This is a genomic window from Sinomonas sp. R1AF57, from assembly GCF_002224485.1.
Taxonomy (GTDB): Bacteria; Actinomycetota; Actinomycetes; order Actinomycetales; family Micrococcaceae; genus Sinomonas; species Sinomonas flava.
On record NZ_CP022463.1, the window covers coordinates 1858617 to 1870380 of the forward strand.

At 73.0% G+C, this 11764-nt stretch carries 13 protein-coding genes and 2 tRNA genes; 2 read left to right on the forward strand and 13 right to left on the reverse strand.

Annotated features, from left to right (window positions below; genetic code table 11):
- Positions 1-61: 61 nt before the first annotated feature.
- Positions 62-1207 carry a methyltransferase gene (locus CGQ25_RS08505; protein WP_208712678.1) on the reverse strand — a complete coding sequence of 382 codons (1146 nt, stop codon included), beginning with the start codon at positions 1205-1207 and terminating at the stop codon, positions 62-64.
- 9 nt (positions 1208-1216) lie between these two features.
- Positions 1217-2635: an NAD(P)/FAD-dependent oxidoreductase gene (locus CGQ25_RS08510; RefSeq protein WP_208712679.1), complete on the reverse strand. Its 1419-nt coding sequence runs from the start codon at positions 2633-2635 to the stop codon at positions 1217-1219.
- A gap of 66 nt (positions 2636-2701) precedes the next feature.
- Here CGQ25_RS08510 and CGQ25_RS08515 point away from each other — a divergent pair, with 66 nt between their 5' ends.
- A complete protein-coding gene (locus CGQ25_RS08515; protein WP_208712680.1) occupies positions 2702-4549 on the forward strand; it encodes a SulP family inorganic anion transporter in 1848 nt (615 codons plus the stop codon).
- Between the two features lie 122 nt (positions 4550-4671).
- Here CGQ25_RS08515 and CGQ25_RS08520 read toward each other — a convergent pair whose 3' ends face one another.
- Positions 4672-5349 carry an alpha/beta family hydrolase gene (locus CGQ25_RS08520; protein ID WP_208712681.1) on the reverse strand — a complete coding sequence of 226 codons (678 nt, stop codon included), beginning with the start codon at positions 5347-5349 and terminating at the stop codon, positions 4672-4674.
- 52 nt (positions 5350-5401) lie between these two features.
- Here CGQ25_RS08520 and CGQ25_RS08525 point away from each other — a divergent pair, with 52 nt between their 5' ends.
- The gene (locus tag CGQ25_RS08525) at positions 5402-5785 is read left to right on the forward strand and encodes a cupin domain-containing protein (RefSeq protein ID WP_208712682.1); all 384 of its coding nucleotides are present in this window, start codon (positions 5402-5404) and stop codon (positions 5783-5785) included.
- Between the two features lie 67 nt (positions 5786-5852).
- Here the strand turns inward: CGQ25_RS08525 and CGQ25_RS08530 are convergent, their stop codons facing one another.
- The 10 genes from CGQ25_RS08530 to CGQ25_RS08575 all read right to left on the reverse strand — a co-directional run bounded on the left by CGQ25_RS08530 (position 5853) and on the right by CGQ25_RS08575 (position 11756).
- Positions 5853-6269 (reverse strand): MarR family winged helix-turn-helix transcriptional regulator, encoded by a 417-nt coding sequence (locus CGQ25_RS08530; protein ID WP_208712683.1) that lies wholly within the window; start codon positions 6267-6269, stop codon positions 5853-5855.
- A 60-nt stretch (positions 6270-6329) separates the two neighbouring features.
- Positions 6330-6476, reverse strand: a complete 147-nt coding sequence (locus CGQ25_RS08535) for a hypothetical protein (protein ID WP_208712684.1) — start codon at positions 6474-6476, stop codon at positions 6330-6332.
- Positions 6477-6650: 174 nt separating this feature from the next.
- Positions 6651-6723: transfer RNA gene (locus CGQ25_RS08540), tRNA-Ala, on the reverse strand.
- 1 nt (position 6724) lies between these two features.
- Positions 6725-6797, reverse strand: a tRNA-Ala gene (locus CGQ25_RS08545).
- Positions 6798-6936: 139 nt separating this feature from the next.
- Positions 6937-7614: a histidine phosphatase family protein gene (locus CGQ25_RS08550; protein WP_208712685.1), complete on the reverse strand. Its 678-nt coding sequence runs from the start codon at positions 7612-7614 to the stop codon at positions 6937-6939.
- A gap of 4 nt (positions 7615-7618) precedes the next feature.
- Positions 7619-8011: a ribosome silencing factor gene (rsfS, locus tag CGQ25_RS08555; RefSeq protein ID WP_208712686.1), complete on the reverse strand. Its 393-nt coding sequence runs from the start codon at positions 8009-8011 to the stop codon at positions 7619-7621.
- 30 nt (positions 8012-8041) lie between these two features.
- Entirely contained in the window at positions 8042-9352 is a 1311-nt protein-coding gene (locus tag CGQ25_RS08560; protein ID WP_208712687.1) for a hypothetical protein, read from the reverse strand.
- 5 nt (positions 9353-9357) lie between these two features.
- Positions 9358-9990, reverse strand: a complete 633-nt coding sequence (gene nadD / locus CGQ25_RS08565) for a nicotinate-nucleotide adenylyltransferase (protein WP_255405760.1) — start codon at positions 9988-9990, stop codon at positions 9358-9360.
- 71 nt (positions 9991-10061) lie between these two features.
- Complete coding sequence (locus CGQ25_RS08570; RefSeq protein ID WP_208712688.1) at positions 10062-10304, reverse strand: hypothetical protein; 243 nt, start codon at positions 10302-10304, stop codon at positions 10062-10064.
- Between the two features lie 102 nt (positions 10305-10406).
- The gene (locus CGQ25_RS08575) at positions 10407-11756 is read right to left on the reverse strand and encodes a glutamate-5-semialdehyde dehydrogenase (RefSeq protein WP_208712689.1); all 1350 of its coding nucleotides are present in this window, start codon (positions 11754-11756) and stop codon (positions 10407-10409) included.
- Positions 11757-11764 lie beyond the last annotated feature (8 nt).

Consider the following 11764-nt stretch of genomic DNA (forward strand, 5'->3'; position numbering starts at 1 on the left):
GTGTCTAGAAGTACGTTACCCCGTGCGGCACACAGGAGGGCACAAGGACTCTGGCGTGCGCTCAGCCGCGCCGCATGGATCTGGTGACCGTGAACTTCCTGTTCCGCCCCATGACCTCAGTGGGTCCGACCTGCGCCTGCAGCGCGCGGCGGTAGTCCAGATGGGTGTTGAAGACGCACCAGAGCTCGCCGCCGGGCCGCAGCAGCCTGGCGGCGGCCGCGATGAGCTTGAGTCCCGCCCCCGCGTGGACGCTGGCACCGAGGTGGAAGGGCGGGTTGAGGAGCACGACGTCGGCGCTCGCCTCGCCCAGCTGCGCCGCGGCGTCGTCGTGCTCGACGGCGACCCTGCCGGCGAGCGCGTTGGCCTCCATCGTCGCGCGCGCGGAGCGGACGGCCGCCGCGGACCTGTCGGTGGCCACCACCTCGGCGGACGGGTGACGGAGCGCGTAGGCCGCCGCGAGCGCCCCGGTGCCGCAGCCGAGGTCGACCGCCCGCCCCGATGGCATGCGGTCCACGAAGCCGAGGAGGAAGCGCGTGCCGATGTCGATCCGTGGCCCCGCGAACGCGGCGCCGTGCGCGCAGACGGTGAGGCCCACGTCGTCGTGCGCCGCGCAGACCGGGAAGGGCGGCCGGTCGGGAACGGTCAGGGGCCCCGACGCGGTGAGGAGCCGGGACTTCTGCGCGGCGAGGCCTGCGGAGACCTCGCCGAAATGACTGCGGAGCATGTCGTTCATGGCCAGGCTCATGTGCTTGATCCGCCCGCCGGCGATGAACGTGACGTCCGGCGCCGACCAGCGGGCGACGGCGTCGGCCACCTCGTCGAGCTCGGCGAGGCCGCGGGGAAGCTGGGCGAGGACGAGCCGTGCGCCAGCCAGCAGCGACGGGCCGAGTTCGCAGGGCACGAAGGTCCCGGAGAGCCTGAGCGCGTCGGCGTTGCGGGCGAGGGCTGCGCGGCCGGTCACGAGGTCCTGGTGGACGCGCAGGCCGCGCAGGCCCGCGGCGGCGAGCTGGAGGGTCAGCGCGCCGTACGCGTCCCCCACCACGGCGACGTCACCGCCGGCGAGCCCCCGTGCGGCCGCCTCGCCGAGCCCGCGCGTTGCGAGGAGCCTGTCCGTCGCGTCGTAGGCCTGGAGGTTCTCCGCTTCGACGTCGGGGAAGCGCCGGAGCGCCTCGAAGGGGAAGGGCGCCGGGGCGGGGTGGTCGTGCACCCGTCCACCCTATCGGCGGGCGAGCCACCTGAGCGCGGCGGAGGCGGCCCGGTAGCCGCCCATGCCGTGGGTTCCGGCACCGGGCGGGGTCGAGGCGGAGCAGAGGTAAACGCCCGGCGCGCCGGTGGCGTAGGGGTCCGGCGTGAGGCGTGGGCGGGCGAGGAGCTGCAGCCCGGTGTTGGCGCCGGCGCCGATGTCGCCGCCCACGTAGTTCGCGTTGTGGGCCTCGAGGGCGGCTGGCCCGCGGACCGCTGTGGCCCGGACCGTGCGCCGGAAGCCCGGTGCGAAGCGCTCGATCTGGCCGACGAGGGCCTCGGTGGCGTCGCCGGCGAAGGCGTGCGGCACGTGTGCGTAGGCCCACACGGGGTGGACGCCGTCCCTCGATCTTCCCGGATCGGCGAGGTACTGCTGGCCGACGAGCACGAAGGGGCGCGCGGGCATGCGGCCGCGGGCCGTCGCGGCCTCCGCCTCGGCGATCTCCTCGAGCGTCCCCCCGACATGGACTGTTCCGGCCCGCCGGGCGAGCTCGGACGCCCAGGGGATGCCGCCCTCCACGGCGAAGTCCACCCTGTAGGCGGCGGGGCCGTGGCGGAAGCGGCGGTAGCTGGCGGCGACGCGCGGCGGAAGGCGGTCTCCCAGGATCCTCGCGGCAGCGGACGGGGTGACGTCGAGCAGGACCACGTCGGCGCCGTCGAGCTCGCGGACGTCCTCGACCCGCCGGCCCGTCTCGATGGAGCCGCCGAAGCGGGCGAGCCGGGCGGCCAGGGCCGCCGTGATCGCGCCGGAGCCGCCCTCGGCCACGGGCCACCCCACCGTGTGGGCCGCTGCGGCGAGGACGATCGCGACCGAGCTCGTGAACGGGGAGTCGAGCGGCGCGAAGGCGTGCGCCGCGATCCCGCCGAACAGCGCACGGGCCTCGTCGGTCCGCCAGCGGCGAGCCGACAGGGTGGCGGGGAGGACCGCGTCGAGGCCGAACCGCGCGAGCGCGAACGGGTGCCGGGGGACGGCGACGAGGGGGCCCAGGATGTCCTCGACGAGGGTGCCGAAGCTGCGGGCGGCACGGCCGATCAGCCTGTCCCAGGCGGGACCGTCGGGCCCGAGGCCGGAGGCGGTGCGCGCCTCGTCCCGCCAGAGGGCTGCCGCGCGGCCGCCGTCCAGCGGGTGGACGAGCTGGACGTCGGGCTCCCGCCACCGCAGGCCGTGCTCCTCGAGCCCGAGGCCCGAGAGGTAGGGCGAGGCCGCGGCGAACGGGTGGAACGCGGAGCACTCGTCGACGAGGAGGCCCGGCAGGTCCTCGACCGACGAGCGGCATCCTCCCCCGATGGTGGGCTCGGCCTCGAGCACACGCACGTCCAGTCCGTGCATGGCAAGGTGCACGGCCCCTGCGAGCCCATTGGGCCCGCTCCCGACCACGACAGCGCTGCTCACCCCTCCATCCTCGCACCAGCACCAGCGCCACTGGCGTGGGGCGCGGCCCTGGACCATGATTCCGGCATGGGCAGGACCGAGGCGCGGCGCACGACGGCGCGCGCCCGCCTGCCCTCGTGGGTCCCAGTCGCGCCGTGGGTCGCTGACTACCGGATCGCGTGGCTGCGCAGCGATGCCGTGGCGGGGGCGGCCCTGTTCGGGCTGCTCATCCCCTCGGGCATGGCGTATGCGCAGGCCGCCGGGCTCCCGCCGGCTACCGGTCTGTACGCGACGATCGTGCCGATGATCGTGTACGCGGCCATCGGGCCGAGCCGCGTGCTCGTGCTCGCACCGGATTCGTCCCTGGCTCCGCTCATCGCCGCGGCCGTGCTGCCCCTTGCTGCGGGCAGCGAGGCACGCGCCGTCGCGCTCGCCGGCCTGCTCGCGATCCTCATGGGGCTGGTCATGGCCGCGGGAGCCGCGCTGCGGCTCGGTGCCGTCACGCACCTGCTCTCTCGGCCCATCCGGCTCGGCTACCTCGGCGGCCTCGCCCTCGTCGTGGTGGCCTCCCAGCTGCCCGTGCTCCTCGGCGTGGAGGCCCAGGGGGACACGCCCTGGCAGAAGCTGGCCGCCACGGCGGGGGTCCTCGGCGAGACGAACCTCGTCGCCCTCGCCCTCGGCGGCGGCGCCCTGGCCCTCATCGGAGCCGTGCGGGCCTTCGGGTGGAAGCTCGCGGGCGTGCTCCCCGCCGTCGTGCTCTCGGCACTGGTCACGTGGGCGGCCGGCCTCGGGGAGCGTGTCCACGTTGCCGGCGCACTCCCCCGCGGGCTGCCAGCGCCCGCGCTCGGCGGGATCACCCTCGCTGACGCGGTGGCGCTGCTGCTGCCCGCGGCGGGCATAGCCCTCATGGCGTTCGCGGACACGGGCGTGCTCTCGCAGAGCCTGGCCCGGCAGCAGGGCCAGTCCGTGTCCGGCAACCGCGAGATGGCCGCGGTGGGGATCGCCAACGCATCCGCGGGGCTGTTCGGCGGGTTCCCGATCTCCGGCAGCGGGTCCCGGACCCCGGTGGCCGTGGCGGCGGGGGCCAGGAGCCAGCTTGCAGGGGTCTTCGCCTCGCTGCTCGTCGTGGCCTTCATGCTCGCCGCCCCGGAGGCCACCGCGTACCTGCCCACGGCGACCCTCGCCGCCGTCGTGATCGCCGCGGTCATAGGGCTCGTCGACGGGCCGGCGATCGTCCGGCTCGCGCGGATGAGCCTGACGGAGACGGCGCTCATGGCCGCCGCGTTCGTGGGCGTGACGACGCTGGGCGTGCTTCCCGGGATCCTCGTCGCGGTGGGCCTGGCCCTGCTCGAGTTCGTGCGGCGGGCCTGGTCGCCGTACCGTGCCGAGCTCGGGGACCTCCAGGACGTGCCGGGCTATCACGACCTCTCGCGCCACCCGGAGGGCGTCCGCGTGCCGGGCCTCGTGATCGCCCGCTTCGATGCGCCGCTGTTCTTCGCCAACGGCGCGGTCTTCACCGGGTTCGTGCGCTCCCTCGTCGAACGGGCCGACCGCGACATCCGGCATGTCGTCATTGCGGCCGAGCCGATCACGGGGATCGACACCACGGCGCTCGACGAGCTCGTGGACCTCGACGAGTGGCTCGACGGGCACGGGATCGAGCTGGTGTTCGCCGAGCTCAAGGGACCGGTCAAGGACCGGCTCCTGAAGTTCGGCACGCGGGCGCGCTTCGGGCCCGGCCACTTCTACCCGACGGTGAGCGCCGCCGTCCGCGCCCTCCGCGCGGACCGTGGGGACCGCGCGGACCCTGAGGAGCGGAACCATGACGATGGGCGCGACGAGGGCGACGGTCGCAGCCAGGGCCGCGCGTCCGACGCCGGCGGCGAGCCGCCGGGGGACGGCTCGCCTTCCCGCAGTGGTCCTCCTAGGGGGTGATGGCCGTGAAGACGGCGTCGGTCCTGTTGGCGGTCGAACGGGCAATACACGTGGCTTTCGTTCGCGGACGCTGCCCCACCCGCCGCGGATGAGGTGAACCAGTAGTGGTCGACCGCCTTGGCCTAAGCCCGCGGGGCGTGCTCCCTGACGAATGCGGCCGTGGGCTCGGCCAGGGAGGCGCCGATGGCGTAGGGGGTCCGTTTCGCGCCCTTGACGGCGAAGGAATGGTCCCCGCCCTCCTGCCAGGCGAGCGTCGCCGTCGGCAGCTTCGAGACCACGCCCTGAAGCAGATCGGCGGACGCGAGGGTGTCGCGCGTCCCCTGGAGGAACAGCATCGGCAGCCTGAGCGCGTAGAGGTGCTCGTCGCGGAGCCTCTCCGGCTTGCCCGCGGGATGCAGCGGGTAGCCGAGGAACACGAGGCCGGCCGGCTCGATGATCCCCTCGGCGGCAGCCATGGATGCCATGCGGCCTCCGAACGACTTGCCTGCCGCCCACAGCGGCTCCCCTGCCGAACGCCGTCGCGCCTCGTCCATCACGGCCGCCCACACCGGGATCGCCTTCGGCGCCCGGTCGGGCACCTTCTTGCCGGCTTCCATGTAGGCGAAGTTGAAGCGGAGCGTCGCGACGCCCACCTCGTTGAGCGCGTCGCAGTAGCCCACCATGAAGGGGTGGTCCATGCCTGCACCGGCGCCGTGGGCCACGAGGACCGTCGCGTCCGTCCCATCGGGCCGGGAGAAGACCGCGGAGACATCGCCCGACGGGGTGGGGAGGGTGATCCGGGTGCCGTGCTCGCGCGTCATACGACCATCATGCCCGCCCCGGCCGGGCGGCCGGGACGCCTAGAGTGTGGTCATGGCAGAGACGTCCGGCACCGGCCTCCCCCGCATCCTGGCCGACACGAGCGTGCTGGCCCAGACGCACGACGCCGCGGCGTCGGGTGCCGTCTTCCGGCTCACCATGGATCCGCGCGACCTCGACGCGAACGTGATCGCCCTCCCGGCGGGCGGAACCATCGAGGACCACGTCGGGCCGGACCTGGACGTCCTCCTGCACATCGTCTCGGGCGGCGGAGTCCTCTCCACCGACGGTGGCGACGTCCGGCTATCCCCGGGGAAGCTCGTGTGGCTGCCGCGTCGGTCGCGGAGGGCGTTCGCCGCGGGACCGGACGGGCTCAGCTACCTCTCCGTCCACGGGCGCAAGCCCGGGCTGGGGCTCTCGCAGCGTCCCGGGCCCTAGGGCGCCCCCGGCGGCAGGGGCGGGCCGGCCCGGAGCGCTGTTCGAGCGTGCGGTTCCGGTGCGGTGTTCAGGCGCTGAGGTTGTCGATCATCGCCTCGAGGGCACGCAGGGTCCGCTCGTACTCGCCGTCGTCGAGCCCCTTGACCGTGGCGTCCCGGAGCCCCTCGACCGACTCCCTGGCCGTGCGCAGCTCCGCCCGGCCGGCGTCCGTGAGACGGTAGACGCCGGCCTTCTCGGCCACCAGGCCGCCGCTGAGCAGCGGTTCGAGGTAGCGCTCGGAGGTCTCCCCGGCAGCGGTGTTCAGGAACGGGGCAATGGCCTCGTCGAGCTGCCCGAGCGTTTCCTCCCCCTCCGCGAGGACGTTGAGGAGCTGCCACTGGCGCCGGCTCAGCCGATGCCGCTCGAGGGCCTCCTCGAAGCGCTCCTCGAGGAGCCTGTCGAGGGTCCTGAGCAGGTAGCCCAGCGGCTTCTGGGGGTCGGTCATGGCTTCCTCCCGGGTCGTCGGCACCACTATGCCGCCGGCGCCGGGCGATGCCTAGGGCCTTCAGTCCACAGCTGCCCCGGTCTCATGGCGTACTTCCCTGCCCATCGCCTTGACGGTCTGGGCGAGGCTCGAGGCGGCTGCGGCGTCCCCGTCCAGGACTGCGGACGTCAGGTCTTCCACAAGGTCGATGTACTCGAGGAGCTTCACGGCACGTTCCCTCTCGGAGGCGAGCGGATCATCGGATCGTTCTGGCCAGGCCTGGGCAGCGCCAGTCTAGGGAGGCCGGGCGACGACGAGGTGAATGCCAGCGGTACACCGAGCGCACAGGCGCGAGCGGGAATGCAGAAAGGGCCGCCCTTCCGGACGGCCCTTTCATTTGGGTGGAGGTAAGGGGATTCGAACCCCTGACCTTCTGCATGCCATGCAGACGCGCTACCAACTGCGCCATACCCCCGTGGAGCTGAGGGGACTCGAACCCCTGACCCCCTGCATGCCATGCAGGTGCGCTACCAGCTGCGCCACAGCCCCGCGAGTCGCATTCCAAACGGTGTGGAGGAGACCGATGATCACCGCTCCCCGTCCGGAGCAACTCGAATATCTTAGAACGATTCGGCCCGTGCGCACAAATCGATGGGCCGGGTTTCGACTCCGCTCAACCGCCGTGGGCTCAGCCCTCCTCGACGGTCACAGGCACCGGCAGGGTGCCCGCATTGTGCTCGCCGAGGCGCCACCGAGGCGTCCCGTCGTCGTGCGGGCGCCGCTCCTCGAGGATGGACCATGAACAGTTCGACAGGCCCGAGAGAGCGCCCCACAGTCCGTGCGGGAGGCCGAGGAGGTGCGCGAGGCCCACGCGGATCGCTCCGCCGTGGCTCACGACGACGAGTGTCCCGTCCGCGGGCACGCCGGCCAGGGCGCGGTCCACCGCCCGGTGCACGCGTGCGGCGACGTCGAGACGGGTCTCGGCACCGCCAGCGGGGAGGTGGACATCGCCCTCTTCCCAGCGGTGCAGGCCCTCCGGATCCATCGTCCGAATGACGTCGAAGGTGTGGCCCTGCCACACGCCGGCATTCGTCTCGCGCAGGCCCGAATCCACGGCCACCGGCAGTCCCGTGAGCGAGGCGAGCGCGTCCGCCGTCGTGCGTGCCCGTTCGAGGTCCGAGGCGACGATGCCGCTCGGCTGGAGGGACGCGAGGCGTCGCGCGGCCGCAACAGCCTGACGCTGCCCTTCGTCGTTCAGCGGGATGTCAGTCTGGCCCTGGAAGCGGCCGGCGGCGTTCCAGTCGGTGCGGCCGTGGCGCCAGAAGACGATGCGGCGTCCGACGGCGCGGAAGTGGTCAGGCTTCACCGGCTCAGCCCGCGGCGGGCGCGGCCGCTCCCGAGCCGTCCAGGCCGAGGTCCAGGACCGGGCAGTCCTTCCAGAGCCGCTCGAGCGCGTAGAAGGCGCGGTCTTCGGCGTGCATGACGTGGACCACCACGTCCCCGAAGTCGAGGAGCACCCAGCGCCCCTCGGAGCGGCCCTCGCGGCGCACGGGGCGCCGGTCCAGCTGCTCGATGAGCTCGTCCTCGATGTTGTCCACCACCGCGTTCACCTGACGCTCGGTCTCGGCGGACGCGATGACGAAGATATCCGTGATGGCGAGCCGTTCGCTCACGTCCACGGCGACGATGTTCTCCGCCAGCTTGTCGGCGGCGGCATGGGCTGCCGTGCGGGCCAGCTCGATGGCCGAGTCTGTTGCGCTCACTCTTCTCCTTGGAGGCTTGGTCGCGGGCAGCTAGCTGCTGCCCAGCACGATGATGACGATGGCGACGATGAGGGCCAGGATGCCCACGGCGCCGATGCCCAGCAGGATGAGCCGCTCGCGCTCCGCTCGGCGTGCCCCGGACTGCGCGGCATCGAGCGGAGTGAGGCCGTGGGCGCTGCGGGCCGAGACGGGTGCGCCCTCCGGAAGCTCCGCCGGGGCCCGCCGTTCGGCCGGCCGCCTCTGCTGGCGGTCCGTCTGGCCGGTGGTGATGGGCACGTGCGTGGTCGTCGGGGGCTTCATGACGGGGTGCGGGACCCCGGGCACGTTGACGAACTCGAGCGGCGTCACCATCGCGAGGTTGTCCGTCGCGGTGGGCGTTGGCGCCTTCCGCGCGGGAGCGGCGGTCTCCCGCCGGCTCTCCTCGGCCAGACGCTGCTTGGCCTGGGCACGACGGTTCAGGATGGCGGCACGTTCGGCCATCCTGACCTGCTCTGCGAGCACCTCCGGGTCGACGTCGGTGCCGTCGCCCCCGCGCTGGCCCTCGAGCATTGCGGCCTGGTTCTTCGCCTGCTCCTTGAGCAGCTCGCGCGCCGCGGCGATCTGCTCGTGGCTGAGCTTGCGGAAGGACCCGGTCTCGGGGCCCAGCGCGGGCGTGACGGTGAGCCCCTGCGGGACGATTCCCTGCATCGCCGTGGGCGGCGCGGGGTCGACGCCCGGGACCGGGAACCTCGCTTGGGGCTGGGCCTGGGGCTGGGCAGGCGACACCGCCGGCTGCGGAGCTCCCGAGCCCGCGAGGCGTCCGCGGGCCGTCTCGCTCTCGGAGGCATCGGGCGCCTCGGAAGACGCCTCCCGCGGGGTGACCCGGGGCACCTTGCCGGTCTCCCGCTCCCGCAGCGCCCGGCGCGAGGGATAGGGGCTGGACGAGCCCTGGACTGCCTGCTCCTTCTCCGCGAGCTCACGGAGCTTGCGCTGCGCCGCCCGATCGCGGGCCCTCGCCTGCGAACTGCGCTCGGGTCCGCCCTGTCGGACGCTGTCAGCCGGCACGTCCAGCGCGCGGCGGGCACGCACAGCGGCCGTCCGGTCCGTGAGCGGCTCCGACGGCTGAGCAGAGGGCTGGGTCCCTTCTCCGAAGGGCCGCGCCTGCGCCTCCGCGGCAGCATGGGCGGCCGCAACTCCCGCTGCGTGCGCCCGCGCAGCCTCGGCCTGCGCCGCGGCCTTGGCGCGGGCCTCGGCCTCGGCCTGGGCTGGAGTGAGCCGCGGCTCCTGCCCGGTCGCTGCAAGTCCAGCCTGCGCGAGACGCCGCTCGCGCCGGCTCGTGATGGGCTTCTCCTCGTTGCTCATGGCTGTCACCGCGCAGCTGGCGCTGCGTCTCCTGCCTCTCCGTGCTTCTCTTCTGCCGCGTCCCCGTCCGGGCCGTCCCGGTACAGGCCGTACTTGGCGATGTACTGCACGACTCCGTCGGGCACGAGGTACCACACCGGTTCGGCGACGGCGACGCGGGCTCGGCAGTCCGTCGACGAAATGGCCATGGCGGGCACCTCGAGCAGGCTCACGTCCTTGCGCCCCAGGTTGTGGAGCTCATGGCCCGGCCTCGTCACGCCGACGAAGTGTGCCAGCTCCCACAGCTCGTCGACGTCCTTCCACGAGACGATCTGTGCCATCGCGTCCGCGCCCGTGATGAAGTACAGGTCGGCCTCGGGGCGCAGGCGCCTCAGGTCGCGCAGGGTGTCGATCGTGTAGGTGGGCCCGGGACGGTCGATGTCCACCCGGCTGACCGTGAAGCGCGGGTTCGAGGCCGTCGCGATCACCGTCATGAGGTAGCGGTGCTCGGGCGTGCTGACGCGGCGCTTGGACTTCTGCCACGGCTCACCGGTCGGCACGAACACAACCTCGTCGAGGTTGAACTTGGACGCGACCTCGCTCGCGGCCACGAGGTGGCCGTGGTGGATCGGGTCGAAGGTGCCGCCCATGACTCCCAGGCGGACTCGACGTCCGCTCCCGCGCTGTCCTGACGGCGCCACAGCCTCTGCCGGGGCCAACGCCAGAGGGCTCAGTGGCCCTGGCCGCGGTCGTGCTTGTTCGGGTGCTGGCGGTGCGGGTCCGCGTGCTCCTCGATCGCCGAGTGACGGCGGCCCAGGTTCGAGTACGACATCGTCACGAACATGAGCACGACGAAGATCGCGAACAGCGTGACGCCGATCACCCACGGCTCGGCGATGAGCGGAGCCTTCTCCTCGTGCCCACCGGCCTGGCCGGACGCGATGACTGCGGTGCTGATCAGCGTTGCCAGCATGGTCTCCCCTTCAGAGTCGTTCTCACGGCGTCCGCAGGGCCGGGGACCGTGCGGCCCCCGGCCTCGCGGCGCCTGTTGCTGAAGATCATCCTACCCCGCGGCTCAGGCGCGAACCTGCCCCTCGCCCTGCACGATCCACTTCGTGGTCGTGAGCTCGGTCAGGCCCATCGGGCCGCGCGCGTGGAGCTTCTGCGTGGAGATGCCCACCTCCGCTCCGAGGCCCAGCTCGCCGCCGTCGGTGAAGCGGGTCGACGCGTTGACGATCACCGCCGCGGAGTCGATCTCGGCGATGAACCGCTCGGCGTTGCGGAGGTCGTTCGTGATGATCGCCTCGGTGTGGCCGGTGCTCCAGCGGCGGATGTGCTCGAGGGCGTCGTCGATCGAGTCGACCGTGGCCACGGCGAGGTCGAGGTCCATGTACTCGGTGGCCCAGTCGTGGTCGGTCGCGGCCTCTGCGCTCACGCCCTCCGGGAGTGCGGCCATCGTGCGGCCGTCGACGTGCAGCCGGACGCCCTTCTCGGCGAGCGCCCGGGCGACGGCGGGCAGCACCGTCGAGTCGCGGTGGACGAGCACCGTCTCCACGGTGTTGCACACGCTGGGGCGCTGCGTCTTGGCGTTGAGGAGGATCTCCACTGCCATCTCCTCGTCGGCAGACGCGTCGACGAAGATGTGGACGTTGCCCTCGCCGGTCTCGATGACGGGGACGGTCGAATTGAGCACGACGCTCTGGATCAGCTCCCGGCCGCCGCGCGGAATGAGGACGTCCACGCGGCCACGGGCGCGCATGAGGACATTCGCGCCCTCGCGCCCGTACGCGTCGACGCTCTGCACAGCGTCGGCGGGAAGCCCGACCGAGTCGAGCGTGTCGCGGAGGATCGTGACAAGGGCGCTGTTGGTGTGGGCGGCCGCACTCCCGCCCCTGAGGATCACGGCGTTGCCGCTCTTGAGCGCGAGCCCGGCGATGTCCACGGTCACGTTGGGGCGGGCCTCGTAGATGGCGGCCACGACGCCCATCGGGACGTTCACCTGGCGCATCCGCAGGCCGTTGGGCAGCGTCTGGCCCCGGACCACGGTGCCGACGGGGTCGGGCAGGCCCGCGAGGTTCTCGAGTGCGGCGACGAGCCCGTCGATGCGCTGGGGGGTGAGCGCGAGCCTGTCGAGCAGGGCCTTCGACGTGCCGCCGGCGCGCCCGGCCTCGAGGTCCTTCGCGTTGGCCGCGAGGATGGCGTCCTCGTTCTCCTTCAGGGCCGCACCGATCGCGCGCAGCGCGCGGTCCTTCCAGGCCCGGTTGGCGCGTCCGATGGTCCGCGACGCCCGGCGTGCGCGGTCGCCTATGGCGAACACCGCCGACTCGACGTCCGCTGGCGAGAGCCTCGGCTGCTCGGAGGCCGCGGGTGATGCTGCGGCGCTCGCCTGCTCGGCGGGGACGGTCTCGTGGGCGGTGTCAGTCATGGATCAAG